16 protein-coding genes and 3 pseudogenes are annotated in these 16,332 nt (G+C 55.7%); 5 read left to right on the forward strand and 14 right to left on the reverse strand.

Translation table 11 applies throughout. The features are described from left to right. Positions 1-8 precede the first annotated feature (8 nt). Positions 9-821: a LysR family transcriptional regulator gene (locus HV157_RS01265; protein ID WP_249420787.1), complete on the forward strand. Its 813-nt coding sequence runs from the start codon at positions 9-11 to the stop codon at positions 819-821. Positions 822-921: 100 nt separating this feature from the next. On the opposite strand, the gene HV157_RS01270 is transcribed toward HV157_RS01265, so the two are convergent. Then, complete coding sequence (locus tag HV157_RS01270) at positions 922-1,902, reverse strand: IS5-like element ISKpn26 family transposase (protein WP_000019445.1); 981 nt, start codon at positions 1,900-1,902, stop codon at positions 922-924. Positions 1,903-1,964: 62 nt separating this feature from the next. On the opposite strand from HV157_RS01270, the pseudogene HV157_RS26160 reads away from it, so the two are divergent. After that, positions 1,965-2,084, forward strand: a pseudogene (locus tag HV157_RS26160) (LysR family transcriptional regulator); the annotation flags it as partial. A gap of 23 nt (positions 2,085-2,107) precedes the next feature. On the opposite strand, the pseudogene HV157_RS01275 reads toward HV157_RS26160, so the two are convergent. The 3 genes and pseudogenes from HV157_RS01275 to HV157_RS01285 all read right to left on the reverse strand — a co-directional run. Further along, positions 2,108-2,317, reverse strand: a pseudogene (locus HV157_RS01275) (hypothetical protein); the annotation flags it as partial. Beyond that, positions 2,310-3,461 (reverse strand): IS30-like element IS30 family transposase, encoded by a 1,152-nt coding sequence (locus HV157_RS01280; RefSeq protein ID WP_001254932.1) that lies wholly within the window; start codon positions 3,459-3,461, stop codon positions 2,310-2,312. The gene HV157_RS01280 and the pseudogene HV157_RS01275, both read right to left, overlap by 8 nt. Continuing rightward, on the reverse strand, positions 3,418-4,290 hold the full coding sequence (locus HV157_RS01285; RefSeq protein ID WP_249420786.1) for a hypothetical protein: 873 nt from the start codon (positions 4,288-4,290) through the stop codon (positions 3,418-3,420). The genes HV157_RS01280 and HV157_RS01285 overlap by 44 nt, the downstream gene beginning before the upstream one ends. Before the next feature lie 127 nt (positions 4,291-4,417). Between HV157_RS01285 and HV157_RS01290 the strand changes: the two genes are divergently transcribed. Then, complete coding sequence (locus HV157_RS01290; RefSeq protein ID WP_014170171.1) at positions 4,418-4,846, forward strand: OsmC family protein; 429 nt, start codon at positions 4,418-4,420, stop codon at positions 4,844-4,846. Positions 4,847-4,925: 79 nt separating this feature from the next. Here HV157_RS01290 and HV157_RS01295 read toward each other — a convergent pair whose 3' ends face one another. From HV157_RS01295 to HV157_RS01305, 3 genes are all read right to left on the reverse strand, one after another. Continuing rightward, positions 4,926-5,345, reverse strand: coding sequence for a hypothetical protein (locus tag HV157_RS01295; protein ID WP_182268604.1), 420 nt, complete (start codon positions 5,343-5,345; stop codon positions 4,926-4,928). Next, entirely contained in the window at positions 5,323-5,625 is a 303-nt protein-coding gene (locus tag HV157_RS01300) for a polymorphic toxin type 44 domain-containing protein (RefSeq protein ID WP_223862526.1), read from the reverse strand. Before HV157_RS01300 ends, HV157_RS01295 begins: the two co-directional genes overlap by 23 nt. A gap of 237 nt (positions 5,626-5,862) precedes the next feature. After that, the gene (locus tag HV157_RS01305; protein ID WP_182268603.1) at positions 5,863-6,768 is read right to left on the reverse strand and encodes a LysR family transcriptional regulator; all 906 of its coding nucleotides are present in this window, start codon (positions 6,766-6,768) and stop codon (positions 5,863-5,865) included. A gap of 153 nt (positions 6,769-6,921) precedes the next feature. Here HV157_RS01305 and HV157_RS01310 point away from each other — a divergent pair. Further along, positions 6,922-7,670 (forward strand): annotated as a pseudogene (locus HV157_RS01310) (SDR family oxidoreductase). 29 nt (positions 7,671-7,699) lie between these two features. On the opposite strand, the gene HV157_RS01315 reads toward HV157_RS01310, so the two are convergent. Genes HV157_RS01315 through HV157_RS01345 form a run of 7 tightly spaced genes read right to left on the reverse strand, consistent with a single transcriptional unit; the run spans position 7,700 to position 14,534 of the window. Next, on the reverse strand, positions 7,700-8,629 hold the full coding sequence (locus HV157_RS01315) for an ABC transporter ATP-binding protein (protein ID WP_182268602.1): 930 nt from the start codon (positions 8,627-8,629) through the stop codon (positions 7,700-7,702). Continuing rightward, positions 8,622-9,608 (reverse strand): ABC transporter ATP-binding protein, encoded by a 987-nt coding sequence (locus tag HV157_RS01320; RefSeq protein ID WP_047744694.1) that lies wholly within the window; start codon positions 9,606-9,608, stop codon positions 8,622-8,624. Before HV157_RS01320 ends, HV157_RS01315 begins: the two co-directional genes overlap by 8 nt. Beyond that, positions 9,605-10,501, reverse strand: a complete 897-nt coding sequence (gene ddpC, locus HV157_RS01325) for a D,D-dipeptide ABC transporter permease (RefSeq protein ID WP_181216536.1) — start codon at positions 10,499-10,501, stop codon at positions 9,605-9,607. The genes HV157_RS01320 and ddpC overlap by 4 nt, the downstream gene beginning before the upstream one ends. After that, the gene (locus HV157_RS01330) at positions 10,498-11,520 is read right to left on the reverse strand and encodes an ABC transporter permease (RefSeq protein WP_014170162.1); all 1,023 of its coding nucleotides are present in this window, start codon (positions 11,518-11,520) and stop codon (positions 10,498-10,500) included. The genes ddpC and HV157_RS01330 overlap by 4 nt, the downstream gene beginning before the upstream one ends. A gap of 23 nt (positions 11,521-11,543) precedes the next feature. Then, entirely contained in the window at positions 11,544-13,076 is a 1,533-nt protein-coding gene (locus tag HV157_RS01335; protein WP_025204146.1) for an ABC transporter substrate-binding protein, read from the reverse strand. Positions 13,077-13,091: 15 nt separating this feature from the next. Beyond that, positions 13,092-13,667 (reverse strand): D-alanyl-D-alanine dipeptidase, encoded by a 576-nt coding sequence (gene ddpX, locus HV157_RS01340; RefSeq protein WP_014170160.1) that lies wholly within the window; start codon positions 13,665-13,667, stop codon positions 13,092-13,094. Between the two features lie 12 nt (positions 13,668-13,679). Beyond that, a complete protein-coding gene (locus tag HV157_RS01345) occupies positions 13,680-14,534 on the reverse strand; it encodes a MurR/RpiR family transcriptional regulator (protein WP_025204147.1) in 855 nt (284 codons plus the stop codon). A gap of 266 nt (positions 14,535-14,800) precedes the next feature. Here HV157_RS01345 and HV157_RS01350 point away from each other — a divergent pair, with 266 nt between their 5' ends. Continuing rightward, positions 14,801-16,282, forward strand: a complete 1,482-nt coding sequence (locus HV157_RS01350) for an alpha/beta hydrolase (protein WP_182268601.1) — start codon at positions 14,801-14,803, stop codon at positions 16,280-16,282. Positions 16,283-16,332 lie beyond the last annotated feature (50 nt).

A 16,332-nucleotide genomic window follows, 5' to 3' on the forward strand; every position in this document is an offset into this window, starting at 1 on the left:
AGCGTTATATGGATCGCGTTATTGCCGCACAGGTCTATAACCGGATTTGCGAGCTGGGAAGTTTGAGTGCCGCAGCCCGTGCGCTGGGCATTTCCCGGCCCATGGTAAGCCGTTATCTTGAGCAGATGGAGAAGTGGGCGGGGACCCGCCTGGTGAACCGCTCAACGCGTAAGCTGACGCTGACCGCAGCAGGGGAAAAGGTACTGCAGAAAACGCGTACCCTTTCGCAACTGTCGCAGGAGATTGAAGGCCAGTCGGAGAAAGATTTACCTTCCGGCACCTTACGGGTAGCCTGCGCGCACTTTACCGCCATGCACATGATTGCGCCGGTACTGCCCGGGCTGCTGGCGCGTTATCCGCAGCTCAGAATTGAACTGGATGTGAATAACCATCCCGTGAGTCTGGTGGGCGAGCGTATTGACGTAGCCGTGCGAATTACCGATAACCCGGAGCCGGGGATGATTGCCCGCAGGCTGGGCGAGTGCCGTTCGGTGCTTTGCGCCTCGCCGGACTATCTTGCGCAGCACGGCACGCCCGTGACGCCTGAGGATTTGGCGCAGCACAATTGTCTGCATTACAGCTTCTTTGCGGGTCAGTCGTGGCATTTTGTGACGCTGGAAGGCGAAAGCGTGAGCGTCGCGGTGAGCGGCAATCTTAGCGCCAGCATCTCGTCGTTGTTGATGGACGCGGCGGTTAAACATTGCGGTATTGCAATGCTGCCCGAGCACGAAGCGCAAGGGGCGCTCGAGCAAGGGCTGCTGGTCCCGGTGCTAAGGAAGGTGCGAATAAGCAGGTCATGTCTTCCCAAGCTGACTCGTTGATTAAAATTTCGCGGATCTGGGCCGATTTTTTTCCCGCAAACACATCGAATCAGCCTATTTAGGCTATTTTTTCCACCATTTCTGGCGTTATTTCCGGTTTTTACTGAGATCTCTCCCACTGACGTATCATTTGGTCCACCCGAAACAGGTTGGCCAGGGTGAATAACATCGCCAGTTGGTTATCGTTTTTCAGCAGCCCCTTGTATCTGGCTTTCACGAAGCCGAACTGCCGCTTGATGATGCGAAACGGGTGCTCCACCCTGGCACGGATGCTGGCTTTCATGTATTCGATGTTGATGGCCGTTTTGTTCTTGCGCGGATGCTGCTTCAAGGTTTTTACCTTGCCGGGACGCTCGGCGATCAGCCAGTCCACATCCACCTCGGCCAGCTCCTCGCGCTGTGGCGCTCCTTGGTAGCCGGCATCGGCTGAGACAAATTGCTCCTCTCCATGAAGCAGATTACCCAGCTGATTGAGGTCATGCTCGTTGGCCGCGGTGGTGACCAGGCTGTGGGTCAGGCCACTCTTGGCATCGACACCAATGTGGGCCTTCATGCCAAAGTGCCACTGATTGCCTTTCTTGGTCTGATGCATCTCCGGATCGCGTTGCTGCTCTTTGTTCTTGGTAGAGCTGGGTGCCTCAATGATGGTGGCATCCACCAAAGTGCCTTGGGTCATCATGACGCCTGCTTCGGCCAGCCAGCGATTGATGGTCTTGAACAATTGACGGGCCAGTTGATGCTGCTCGAGCAGGTGGCGGAAATTCATGATGGTGGTGCGATCCGGCAGGGCGCTATCCAGGGATAATCGGGCAAACAGGCGCATGGAGGCGATTTCGTACAGGGCATCTTCCATGGCACCGTCGCTCAGGTTGTACCAATGCTGCATGCAGTGAATACGCAGCATGGTCTCCAGCGGATAGGGCCGTCGGCCATTGCCCGCCTTGGGATAAAACGGCTCGATGACAGCGGTCATATTCTGCCATGGCAGAATCTGCTCCATGCGGGAGAGGAAAATCTCTTTTCGGGTCTGACGGCGCTTAGTGCTGAATTCACTATCGGCGAAGGTGAGTTGATGGCTCATGATGTCCCTCTGGGATGCGCTCCGGATGAATATGATGATCTCATATCAGGAACTTGTTCGCACCTTCCCTAACAGACTTAGTCCCTAAGCCGCTCGCCATTCACGGGATTTACCAGTCGCGGGAATATCAGCCTGCGGCCCTGCGCGTCTTTCTTGATGAAATTGCAGGGCATCTGAACTGATGCCCGCGCAGTGAGCCTGTGGCTTATTTCGTCGTCAGCCAGGGCGACGTCGTGCTCCAGAAAATAATATCTGCGGCGAGATACGCTTCTGCGAACTGAACAAATTCATCTTTGGTGAAGGGCTTGCCGGTAGCCGGGTTTCGGTAGGTGAGCGTGGGCTCCTGAACGGCCATGGCGACCAGCGGCAGTTTGTTTTTATACTGGTTAAAGAACGGATATGTAGATTCAATCTGTCAATGCAACACCCCTTTCAATTATCTCTTTCGGTGTTTTGAACTTCAGTGTCTTTCTCGGTCTGTTGTTTAGCTGAGCAGCAACCAGATCTAGTTCATGTTGAGTATATTGGGCAAGACATGTCTTTTTAGGAAAGTACTGCCGAATTAGCCCATTTGTGTTCTCATTTGTTCCCCGCTGCCAAGGACTCTGAGGATCGCAGAAGTAAACTTTAACGCCGGTGCTGACAGTAAATTCTAGATGTCTGGCCAGTTCCATTCCTCTGTCCCATGTCAGTGATTTTCTGAGTTCTGACGGTAAACTCAGGAATTTGTCGGTAAGAGCCTGATTTACTGAGACAGAATCTTTGCCCCTGAGTCTAAGGATGATCGTATAACGTGATTTTCGGTCTACAAGTGTGGCTATATGAGAGTTTTTTGTACCTGAGACTAAATCGCCCTCCCAATGCCCCAGAGAGCGTCTGTTATCGATATTTCGGGAACGTTCGTGAATTGGTGTTCCGTTCACTATGTTAATCGTACCTCTTTCGCCTTTGCGGGTATGACGCCTGCCATGGCGAAGGCTATGCGACCGTCGCAGATGCTGTATATTCAGGTGGTGTAGCGCTTCACGGCTACGAAAGTACAGCGTTTTATAAATTGTCTCAGGTGATATTCGCAGCGTTTTTTGACGTGGTTTTGTTCGCCTTAACCATCCTGATATTTGCTCTGGAGACCATTTCATCTCCAGCTTTTCCAGAACAAGCTTTCGCAATGGTAAATTTTGATCCAGTAAGCACGGTTTTGGCCTTTTCGCCATTCTGTTGGCTCGGTTATTAGCATCAACAGCTTTGTAATAGCGTCTGCCCCGATTACGCTGAACTTCACGTGAGATCGTCGAAGGACTGCGATTCAGCGCAGTAGCTATCGCACGAATGCTCATTTTGGCTGACAAACCAGCTCGTATCTCCTCGCGCTCAGACAGTGTCAGGTGAGCTACAGCCCGCTTACGCTCATGGGGTTTTATGCCGCCAGTATCCCTTAACATAGTGAAGATCGTTCCGGGTTTTGAACCCAGGATATTCGCTATTTCACTGAAGCCTGTTCCGTTCTTCCATAGTTCAAAAACAGAGGCTTTTTCCTCTGCTGTAAATGTTCGTCTCATTCAAAAAACCTCCGCAACCCCATGTTTTCACATAACTGTTGCGTTGACCAATTGAATCTACATAGGCGTTTTTCATTTGCGCCTTGCGGTTGGGAACAATATCCGGTCCGCCAAGCCCGATATTATGGGCACTGGCGTATTCAAACAGCCGCCCCATGTAATTATGGTCATTGTTCCATTCACACGGCCAGAAGTTCACATATTGTACGACATGGGATTGCGTGAAAACCTTTCGCGCAAAGGCGAGGTTTTCCATTTCTCCGGCAAAATAGTTGTCGCACGAAAATCCTGTCGGCGGCTTTTTCTCATCAAGGTCAATCGCGGTTTCCGGTAAGTTCACACCATAAACCTGGCCATCAAAACGCTTCGCCAGGGCTGCCAGTAAGGCCTGATACCGTTCACGCACGGCAGGATCCCACTGCCGGGCTACCCAGCCTGAACCTGTTGGTTTCCCTTCACCAGGGTTGTCAAACTGCGGAGAAATACCGCCGCTGTACTTCGTGTCTGCCATCAGATAATCAGGGACATACCGGGCATCTTTTTCGAAGAAGCGATCCTGAATTTGAATAAACAGCTTTTTATCGCTGGCCTTCAGGCGCGCCAGGTCTCGCTCTATGGGTGAGAAGTCATATCTGTCTTTCTCAGGCTCCAGTGCACGCCAGTTATAAACAATCTGCGCGCCACCGATATCACGACGGGCGATAAACGCGGCGGCGGCATCAAGGTCGCCCGAGCTGGTATAGATAAAATTCTCCGGCGTGCTGGCAAAGAGGGGGAGCGTCACGGCGAGCGTGGTCAGTGCCACGACAAGCCTGGTGTTTAGCATCATAGGCCTTTCCCTTTTGATGGTTCGAAGTGATGTATCGCATCAGCGCCAACCAGAATACTCTGTGTTCCAGGACGCGTCAGATCTCTGGTCTATACTTAACCCTTTGTAAGCCAAAAGGAGAGCAAGAATGACAATTCATAAGCACGGTTCAGCACACTGGTCTGGCGATATTAAACGCGGAAAAGGAACTGTTTCTACCGAGAGCGGCGTTCTCAATCAACAGCCTTACGGCTTCAACACCCGTTTTGAAGGCGAAAAAGGGACCAACCCGGAAGAACTGATTGGTGCCGCACACGCAGCCTGTTTTTCGATGGCACTGTCGCTGATGCTGGGTGAAGCAGGCTACACCGCCGATTCCATTGATACCACCGCCGACGTGTCACTGGATAAAAAAGAGGGCGGTTTCGCCATTACGAAGGTCGCACTGCAGAGCAAGGTTACTGTCCCTGGCATTGACCCTCAGCAGTTCGATGGCGTTATTCAGAAAGCGAAAGCCGGCTGCCCGGTTTCCCAGTTGCTGAACGCGGAAATCACGCTGGATTACACGCTCAATTAAACCAAAGCTCATTAAAAGCCCTCATGCGCGCAGCTGTGCGCATGAGGATAGGTGTAATTTGTGGGTAGCAAAAGGAACCTTAACGCGTGCCGGTTGCGTTAAGGCTGATAATGGGCATGATGGCCACATTACCTGCGTAAAAGAGATCTGAATTCGTAAACGAATAAACACGCCCGCTGAGGTTTACATTGACGTGAGAGCCGTAGCCAGAGATTTTGGCGTCGCCAGTGTCAGCTACCATAAAGGGTGAGCGTTTCTTCAGGTGCTCCAACAGATTATCCTGCAATTTTGTGTCCAGGTAATAGCGATAAACATCTGAAACCGTCGCACCCCCGCCTTTGTACTTTGTAACGTACAAATAGATCTCGGGTGTAATTTGTTGTTGTGAGTAAAGGTCATCATCCGGTGGCTGGTTTGCAAAATACTGAAACCCTACAAAAACCAGCAGCGCGGCAGTTAGCGCTCTGTGCAGCCACTTAATAACCGTGCTGTTTGGCATAATCTATTCCCTGTTTAATCCAAAACTGGTCATGAGGGTCATCCCCATAAGGTAACTCACCGTACCATGTTCCCCATTGCGGCTTCGACGTTCCCGCCCGGCTTTGTGCAAAACCCGCGCCCATATACAAGGTTGCTTCTGGTATCCCTGCTGCAAACCCGGTGGCCCCATAATTAAAATTACCAAAATTAGCCAGGTCACGGCGTTGCTGTTTGTAATCCCACGGGCCACGATTTTTGACCTGTTGATAGAACCAGTAATAGGTTTGCGGTAGCGCCATATTCCGCCCTGCGCCATGCGTGCTAGCTTCACGCATATTGCTATCAATTTACCTTGTGCCTCCACTCGGCATTTGTGGCAATACAGCCATAACGTCATCCTTAACGTTTGATTTTTGGGTAGATATCAACCCATTATCCGCACCAGGTCAATAAAAAACGCTGAATTAAAGGATAGAAATAAATGCATTAGCACCGGATTTTCATGGATTATAAAGTTTATCCGTACTTTGCTCCGGCTATCCCTTCAGCGCGGCAGGAAACACCTCTGCCAGCCAGGCGATAAACACTCTCAGTCGATGTGTCAGATGCCGGTTCTGCGGATAAACCACATGAAACGGATAAGCGTCAGGTCGCCAGTCGCTAAGAATTTCAGTTAACGTCCCCGCCTGTAAATGCCTTTTTGTCGAATACTGAAATGTCTGAATAATACCTAAACCTGCCACCGCCGCCGCCAGATGCGCGTTGCTTTCATTGACCCCAAGGAAGTGCGGAATGCTTATCTCCAGCTTTTCTCCCTTTTCCCTGAAGCGAAACGGAAAGGCCCGACCGGTGACGGGAGAAAGGTAGCTAATCAGCTTATGGCCATTGCACAGTTCCCGCGGATAGGCCGGTACGCCATGATGTTTTAAATAATCGGACGTCGCGCAGGTGACCATTTCAGCGTCGCCCAGATGACGGGCAATAAGGGAGGAGTCGTCCAGAGGGCCGCCGCGGATCACGCAGTCAACGTTACCGCTGATCAAATCCACGGGCCGGTCGGCCACGCCAAGGTCGATGCGTATTTCCGGGTAACGCTGCATAAAATCCGGGAGCAGGGGGATCAGCACGTCGCGCGCGGTAGAACCGCCCACATCCACGCGCAGATGGCCTTTCGGCGTCGCGCGAGAAACGCGAAACGACGTATCGATATCTTCAATATCAATCAGCACCCTGAGCGCTTTTTCATAGTACCCGGCACCCTCCGGTGTGGTGACTACCCGTCGTGTTGTGCGGTGTAAAAGCCGGATCTCCAGGCGCGCTTCGAGCGATTTCACCAGCTTGCTCAGGGTGGCGATAGGCATATTCAGAGAATCAGCCGCACGCGTAAAACTTCCGGTTTCCACCACCCGCGTAAATGCGCGCATTGCCATGAGCTGGTCCATTCGTACTCCGGATTATTTCCACCTGTGAATAGTGATTTTCATTTTTGCCCGTTTTTCATTAATCCTGCAACCGATAGAGTTTATTCAACGCAAGCGAAAACCTCTTCAACCGTTTTTGCAGGCATCCTGAAAACATGATTAAAGGTGAATAACATGAATACATCTCTCGCAGGTAAAATTGCCCTGGTTACGGGCGGTAGCACAGGTATCGGTCTCGCCACCGCGCAGGAACTGGCGGCCCAGGGCGCGAAGGTTTATATCACCGGACGTCGTCAGGCAGAGCTGGACGCAGCCGTTGCACAAATTGCCACCGCGGCGGTCGGCATCCGTGCGGACGTCTCTCAACTTTCCGACCTCGATAAAGTCTATGCACAGATTGCAAAAGACGAAGGGCGTCTGGATATTCTGTTCGCCAATGCGGGGGGTGGCGACATGCTGCCGTTAGGCGCTATCACTGAAGAGCAGTTTGATCGCATCTTTGCAACCAACGTTCGCGGTGTACTGTTCACCGTGCAAAAAGCGTTACCGCTGTTATCTGCTGGATCGTCGATCATTCTGACCGGATCCACGGTGTCCATTAAAGGAACCGCAAACTTTAGCGTATACAGCGCCAGTAAAGCCGCCGTGCGCAACTTTGCCCGTTCGTGGGCGCTGGATTTGCAGGGGCGCGGTATTCGCGTCAACGTGGTGAGCCCGGGGCCCATCAAAACCCCAGGGCTGGGTGACCTGGTGCCGGAAGAACATCGTCAGGGCTGTATGACGCGCTGGCCGCCCAGGTGCCGCTGGGACGCTTAGGCGCGCCGGGGGAAGTGGGGAAAGCGGTGGCGTTTCTGGCCTCAGATGCAGCAAGCTTTATCAACGCCACCGAACTGTTTGTCGACGGTGGAATGGCGCAAATTTAAACGTGAAACAGCGCCACCCTGCGTGGCTATTAGCTCAGATTGCGCCAGCAGCGCACGCTACAGCCCTCAACTGAAGGCTGTAGCGGCTGCGATCGCTCGCACCCTTGCGCTGCCTGCGGACAGCGGTCCCGGAAATAACAGCCGGTGGGTAGGTGGCGATTGCCAGGAAGCTCTGTTTTACGCAGCGCCAGGTTTTCATCCAGCGGTTCACCGGTTCTGGGAACGGAATCAAGCAGCAGCCGGGTGTAGGGATGGCGCGGCCTGACAAGGACCTGATCGGTGGTTCCCAGTTCCACGATCTGGCCCAAATACATCACCGCCACACGATCGCTCATGTGTCTGACCACCGAAACGTTATGTGAGATCAACACATAGGTGAGGTTCCGTTCCTGCTGCAGTTTTACCAGCAGGTTGAGGATTTGCGCCTGCACGGAAATATCCAGCGCGCTGGTGGGTTCGTCGAGCACGATGATGTCTGGATTGGACGACAGCGCCCGGGCGATAGCAATGCGCTGGCGCTGCCCGCCTGAAAAGGCATGCGGTAGCCGGTCAAGATATTCCGCACGAATACCCACCTGCATCGCCAGCGTCTCTGCAAGCTGGCGCCGTTCGCGTTCACTGCTGCGTTTTTGCACCCACACCGGCTCGGTGATGATGCGCCACACCGGTAAACGCGGGTCGAGGGACGAGAGCGGGTCCTGAAAAACCATCTGCATGCCGCCCGCGTGATGCGTCCGCTGATAGTCGCCGGTGCTGGGCCTGAGCATGCCCATCAATAGCTGTGCCAGCGTGCTTTTCCCGCAGCCGGATTCCCCAACAATGCCCAGCGTTTCGCCGCGACGGATCTGCAGGTCCAGCCCATTGAGGGCATGCACCTGTTCCGTGACGCGGCCCAGCCAGTTTTTGCGCGCGGGAAAGTTGACATGCACGCTATCCAGTTCAAGCAAAATGTCAGACATGGTGTTTCTCCCGTTGCGGGTACCAGCAGGCAGCCATCTGGCCCTCTGCACCATTAGGAAGCAAGCGCGGTGCCTCACTGCATTTCGTCCCGGCGGCAAAGCAGCGCTCGCGGAACGCGCAGCCTTGTGGAAGCTGGCTGAGATTAGGAACCGTGCCGGGAATGGCCGGAAGCAACTCGCGCGGCGCACCGTTTTCAGGTGCACATTGCAACAGGCCGATGGAGTAGGGATGAACGGGATGGTGGATCAGCGTTTGCGTGGCACCGCTCTCAATTACGCTTCCCGCGTACATCACATACATCCGGTCACAGAGCTGGGAAACCACGGCCATATCGTGGCTGATAAACAGCACCGAGGTTCCGCTGGCCCGCGCCTTGTGCTTCAGCAGACGCAGTACCTGCAGCTGCACGGTCACATCCAGCGCCGTGGTCGGCTCGTCGGCGATGATAAGTTCAGGCTCGCAGGAGAAGGCAAGGGCGATCATCACTCGCTGACGCATGCCGCCGGACAGTTCAAACGGATAACGCGCCATCACCGCTTTTGCGTCCGGGATTTGCATCTCCTCCAGCAGGGCAATCGCTTTTTGCTGCGCCGCGCGACGGTCGAGCGGCTGATGCTGGCGGATCACCTCCACCATTTGCTTACCAATCCGCCGCGTTGGGTTCAGGGCGGTCATGGGCTCCTGAAAAATCATCGCCACTTTTGCCCCGCGCCACTGGCGAAGCTGTTTTTCCGATGCGGTCAGAACATCTTCTCCCAGCAATGTCACCTGACCGTGATGAATTCGGTAGCTGCCTTCCGGCAACAGGCGCATGGCGAGCATGGCGGTAACCGACTTCCCCGACCCCGACTCGCCCACTACGCCGACAATCTCACCCCGTTTAATCTCCAGCGAGACGTGGTTCAGCGCATGAACCTCACCGCGGTATATCGGGAAACTCAGATGTAAATCCTCGATGGTTAAAACAGAGTCGGTCATGACTGTTTCCCTCCTGATTTCGGATCCAGCAGGTCGCGGATGCCGTCACCAAAAAGATTAAAGCCCACGGCGGTAATCAAAATGGCCGCGCCAGGAAAAGCGCAATACCACCACTGGTCAAGTACATAGTTGCGCCCTACGGCAACCATCGCGCCCCATTCGGCGGTGGGTTGCTGTGCGCCCAGACCGATAAAGCCCAGCGTGGCGGCCATCAGAATGGCGCTGCCAATATCCAGCGAAGCCTGCACAATCAGCGGCGGCAGGGCGTTGCGCAGAATATGCCAGCTGATTAAATGCCAGCGTGATGCGCCGAAGGTGCGGGCCGCCTGAACATAGGTAAACTGGCGCACGACAAGGGTTTGCCCGCGTGCCAGACGCACGTAAAACGGAATACGTACAATCGCGATGGCGAGCATTGCGTTAAACAGGCTCGGCCCCAGCGCCGCCGCCAGCGCCATGGTCAGCACCAGCGAGGGAATGGAGAGCATCACGTCCATAATGCGCATAATAATGGCGTCGCCGCGCCCGCCCAGCACGCCAGACAAACAGCCCAGCAGCGAGCCAATACCACCCGCAATCACCACGACGGCCAGCCCCGCGCTGATCGACTGCTGGCTGCCGGCGAGCACCCGGCTGAACAGATCGCGGCCAACCTCATCGGTGCCAAACCAGTGTTCGGCAGACGGAGCCTGCAGACGCGCGGTCAAATCCAGCGCATTGGGGTCATGCGGCACAATCCACGGTGATGTCACCATCAGCAGGAGCATCAGGATCATGATCGCGGCGCCAATCAGCGTGAGGGGGCTTTTACGCAGCATCCAGAACAGTTTTGCCCAGTTGATGCCTGCTTTCGCTGTTTTAATCGGGACGGGCGTTTCCTGAGTCAACATCATTCGGCACCTCCGCGCCCGATTCGCGGGTCAACCCACAGATAGAGCAGATCGACCACCAGATTAACCAGCACATAGGCCAGTGAGACCACTACCGCGAAGCCCATGACGGCAGGGAAATCGAGCGCCTGAATAGAGGTGACGACCCAGGCGCCCATTCCCGGCCAGGCAAAGACGGTTTCAGTGAGGACTGCGCCATACAGCAGATCGCCCAGTGCCAGTCCAAGCACGGTAATCGACGGGATCATCGCATTGGGCAGGGCATAGCGCAGCACGATGTACCAGCCGGGCAATCCGCTGGCGCGTGCGGTTCGTATGTAATCTTCACTGAGCTGCTCCAGCATGGCCGAGCGGACCTGACGCGCTACAATGCCAAGATGAACAAATGCCAGCGTCATTGAAGGTAAAATCAGATGCTGCAGGGCATTGAAAAAGACCTCCCCGTTGCCTTCCAGCAGCGCATCCACCAGATAAAAGCCAGTAACGCGCGTCGGTGGATCGAGCCAGTCGTCAAGCCTTCCGCCGCCCGGCAGAAGTTGCAGATGCCCGTAGAAGAGGACAATCACCCCCAACCCAAGCCAGAATGCGGGCGTTGAAATGCCCGTCATCGCCATTAACCGCACCAGATGATCCAGCCAGCGGTCGCGGTAGACCGCCGATAAAATCCCCAGCGGCACGCCGATAACCAGCGCCAGCAGCAGGGAACAAAAAGCCAGCTCCAGGGTGGCCGGGAAAAAGGCCTTCAAATCTTCCGCAACCGGTCGCCCGGTGCGGATGGAGGTGCCTAAATCGCCATGGGCCAGGGCATCCACATAGCGACCAAACTGGATATACAGCGGTTGATCCAGCCCCAGCTGCTGGCGGATGCCTTGCACAATGTCGTCGCTGGCGCGGTCTCCGGCCAGCAGGCGGGCCGGATCGCCGGGGATCAGGTGTGAAATAATAAAGGTGATGATACAGACACCGGCCACCACCAGGATTAACCCCCAGCAGCGCTGGCGCACAATGCTCCAGAACGTCATACACTTTCCCCCGGCGAGAACCGTTATTTACTCATGGTGGCAATGTTAAAGACCTGCTCCAGCATTGGATTAAAGGTGAAGCCTTTCACCTCTTTGTTCATCGCCAGCTGGTAGTTCTTCTGGAACAGATACACGTAGGCCGCCTCGTCGATCACCACCTTCTGCGCCTGCTGGTAATCGTGGGTACGCTCCGCCTGATCGGTGGTTTTCAGGGCCGCCTTCAGCAGGGCGTCGACCTCTTTGTTCTCGTAAAACGAGCGGTTACCCGGCAACCCTTTTTTGTCCGACTCAAACCAGTAGTTCATGAACATGTACGGGTCGGCAAAGTCCGGGCTCCAGTTGCCAATGGCGATGTCATAGTCACCTTTCCCGACACGATCGCGCATGGTGGCGTTAGCCAGTTTTTCCAGCTTCACGTTGATGCCGATCTTGCCGAGGCTCGCCTGCGTGGACAGGGCGATCGGCTCCCAGTTGGGGTCGTTGTCTGAATAGAGGAATGTCAGGCTTGTCGGCTTGTCTTTGACTTTCTCCAGCGCGGCTTTGGCTTTGGCCTCGTCAAAGCTGTACTGCATTGCCGTGGCGTCAAACCCCCACATGCCGTCCGGTATCGGGCCGCGCATCTGTTTACCATTGCCGCTCAGGATGCCTTTCACCATCCCCTGATAATCCGTTGCCCAGGAGACGGCCCGACGTAAATCCACCTGATTGAGCGGGGCTTTGCTGTTATTCAGATAAAGATAGGTCACGCGCAGGGACGGATATTCCGCCACCGCCACTTTGCCTTCTTGCTTAAGGGCTGAAAGCTGATCGACGGGCAGTGAATCGGCGATATCCAGATCGCCACGGGAAAGCTGCAGGCGGCGTGAAGCGCTTTCACCAATAATTTTCACCGAAACGCGCTTGAAGTGCGGCTTCTCACCCGCCCAGTGTGGGTTCGGAACGAGCACCAGCTGCTGACCTTTCTGCCAGCTTTTCAGCATGAAAGGCCCGGACCCGGCGGTGTTTTGCGCTAAATAGCCGCGTGCATCATCGGCAGCGTTCGCCTTTAACACCGCCGGGTTAACGATCGACGCACCGTCGTTGGCCAGGGTGTAGAGGAACGGGGCAAACGGCTGGCTGAGGGTGAATTTCACCGTGTGCGGATCGACCGCATCAATTTTGAGATCTTTCGGGAACGCTTCAGACGGCCCCTGGCTAAGCTTCAGCAGACGTTCAAAGGAGAGTTTTACCGCCTCGGCAGTAACCGGCGTGCCATCGGCGAATTTTGCGTTATCGGTAAGGGTAAAGGTCCACTCTTTCTGATCCTCTGACGCTTTCCAGCCCGTTGACAGGTCGCCCTCCACCTCGGTGGAGCCTGGCTTGTACTTCACCAGACGCTGATAGGCGGGGTAGGTCACCGTCCAGTCGTTGTTATCAATGGTCACCGCCGGGTCGAGCGTTTGCGGGTCGGCCGCTTTCCCGATCACCAGCATATCTTTCGGGACGGCAGCCAGCGCAACCGGGGCGCTGAGTGCCAGCGAGGCGGCGATCAGGGTAGTAAGAAGCGTTGTTTTCATGGCAGTGCTCCAGTTTTAAAGAGGGGTGTGCGTCAACGGGAAACAGGCAAAACGATCGTCAAGCAGGGGATAGCTGGCCGCGTTCGGCAGCTCGAAGTGCCACCATTCGCTGCTGATCCCCACAAAGCCGCCACCGGACATGATGGCGTTAAGCAGCAGGCGATTGCGCTGCGCGTGCGGCGGCACGGACGGGTGCCAGGCATGCGAGCGGTCGTGCATTTCGTCAAAACCGGCCCCCATATCCAGCACGGTGTTCTGTTCGTCCATCAGCGTAACGTCGATGGCCGTCCCGCGGCTGTGGTTGGAACCAATCGCCACATCAACCACGTATTCCGGGTTCGGGCAGGCATCCCACAACTGAGCCTGCGCTTCCTGCGGGCGATAAGCGTCGTAGACCACCAGCTTCAGCCCGGCCAGTGCGGCGATGCTGATGGCTTTCGCCAGCGCGGTGGCCGCATCGGTATGCAGCAGGCACAGCGCCTCCTGATAAATCGGACGGCCCGTGATGTTGTCGGCTGTGGCGTATTTCAGATCGATATGCAGCGCAGGGAAGGTCTTCGCCACATCAATCAGTTCACTCTCTGGGGGCATAGCTCCGCTCCTTTAACGTTCGAATTGACCAAACTCTTGTTGTAATTGCCGGTTTACCGCCAGCCGCTGTGGAAGGGCATCACCCAGCGCTTCCACGACACCTGACAGCAGCAGGTTGAACAGACAGCTCACAGGTGCCAGCGAATCCCAGAAATGGCCGGTTTCGGTTTTCACCTGCAGTAAATCAAGCGGGTAATCCCGCGCCCACGGGCACCAGATATCGGTGATCAGGGCCAGCGAAATACCTTTTTCGCTCGCGACCCGACAGTACTGCCGCGCAATGGTGGAATAGGTGCGGGTATCGGTCAGCACCACGTAGGGGTGGGCGAAACCGGAGTTCAGGGATTCAACCCAACTGCCGGACGCGCCTTCGGCGTAGCTGACGCGCGGGCGAAGGTACTCAAGATGACTGAAGAAGGCGTTGGCTATCCCACGTGTCGACTGGATCCCCAGCACAAAAACCGCATCCGCGTGGGCAAGCTGATGAACCACCTGGCGAAATGCGTCGGTGTGCGCCAACTGATAAACCTGAGTGATGGCATCCACCTCCAGCGACAGAGAGTGCTGAAGGCGGTTGGGCAGAGGGGACTGCTGCTGCCAGGAGTCCAGCCGCTCGTTCATACCCCAGGGCTGATGCGGGTCGCGCAGGCTCTTTTTGGCATCTTCCAGATTGCGATAGCCGAGTTTTCGCAGAAAGCGTCCCACGGTAATGCCGCTGGTGCCGGTCGCCAGACCCACGCTTTCAGCCGTTTCAAACGGGATCTGTGCGGCATGCGCCAGCAGCCAGCTCGCCACCCGCTTCTCGCTGGGGGTCAGCTGGCTGAAAGTGGCTTCAATACGGCTCAACACCTCGGGTTTCGTCGTCATACCGCCTCGCTGTTAACAGGCTGTCAGTCATCAGGTTTGTGTTATTTGATTAACAATGCATGACGCGTGCCATGTCCACAGAGCGACGGGACGCCGCTGTGCTGCAAACTTCATGCAATATTTAGTTAACCAATGATCAACATTTGTGCAGCGTAGTTCACTTTTGGTGCACTGGCTGAGCGGGGAGGTATGAATTTCGTGAATACGTCAGCGTCTTCACATTTTTGATAAGATAGAGACAACGTAAATATGAAAGGGATCCCGGCATGGCGAGCTTGCCCTGGCGTATCAGCGTGCGCCTGATGGCGCTCGCAAAGAAAATGGCGATGATCGCAGGAGTGGTACTGATCGTCCTGCTCGCGGTTCGGGTTTATCTCTCGCAGCAGGGGCCGGAACTGCATCTCTGGCATACCTGGCGGGCAAATGAGATGTCCGTACGCGAGATCGATAAGGCGAGTTTTGCCCAGTATGTCGCCCGGGAAAACGCCATTTTCACCGATCTGGATAACGCGGTAACGCGCAAAACCCAGGGTGAGGAACGCACGCCGTTAAACCGCTACTACCGTCAGAGCCTGGTTTGGCCCGGTAAATTTTCACCCGATGCTAACCGCTCCTTTGTGCTGATGCCCGCCGGAACGCCACGCGGCGCGGTGGTGTTGCTGCACGGGCTAACAGATTCGCCTTACAGCATCCGGCATCTTGCCCGTGATTATCAGCAGCACGGTTTTGTGGCGGTGGTCCCACGCCTGCCCGGACACGGCACCGCGCCCGGCGCGCTGACGGACGTTGACTGGGAGAGGTGGCTGGCAGCGACGCGCCTTGCCGTGCGTGAAGCCACGCGGCTGGCGGGAGACAATGTTCCCCTGCATCTGGTGGGTTACTCCAACGGTGGGGCGCTGGCGATGAAATATGCCCTTGATGCGCTGGACACGCCTGCGCTTCGCAAACCGCAACAGCTCATTCTGCTCTCGCCAATGATTGGCGTCACGGCGTTCGCCCGGTTTGCAGGATTGGCCGGATTGCCGGCGATGTTACCGCCGTTTGCCAAAGCGGCATGGTTAAACATCTCGCCGGAATATAACCCGTATAAATACAACTCCTTCCCGGTCAATGCGGCGCGCCAGTCATGGCTCTTGACCCAGGCCCTGCAGGAGCAAATGGGGCGGGATACCCGGGAGCACAGACTGGACCAGCTGCCGCCGGTACTCGCATTTCAGTCAGTGATGGATTCAACGGTCAGCACCCGCGCCGTGGTCACCGGGTTATTTGACCAGCTTCCGGCGAACGGCAGCGAGCTGGTTGTATTTGATATCAATCAGGCCGCCAGCTTCCGTCCTCTCTTTAAACCGTCGTCGTGGGCGGCGACCTCTGAGTTACTGCCTGTGGCGAAAAGGCGTTACGGTGTCACGATTATTACCAATGCCAGCGCGGACAGTTTCGCCGTGGTGGCGAAAATAACCCCTGCGGGACGCACCGATGAGACCGCGGTACCGCTGGCGATGTCCTGGCCGCAGGAGGTCTATTCACTGTCGCATGTCGCCGTGCCGTTCCCGCCTGATGACGATCTCTATGGCCGACATCCTGCGGAGAAAAACCGGTATGGCATTAGCCTCGGCACGATTGCGCTGTGGGGGGAAACCTCCGTGCTGAGCGTAGGCAAAGACGCGTTAATGCGGGTGACGGCGAACCCGTTTTATGCCTACATGCAGGAGAGAATTGACAGACGCATCGGGGATGAGAAAAAGTAGCCTTTCCCGCAAGGGGTTAATCTGTTAGGTCGCGCAGATGAAGTATGTTA

Origin of the sequence: Enterobacter sp. RHBSTW-00318 (assembly GCF_014101375.1) — a bacterium.
GTDB classification, from domain to species: domain Bacteria; phylum Pseudomonadota; class Gammaproteobacteria; order Enterobacterales; family Enterobacteriaceae; genus Enterobacter; species Enterobacter ludwigii.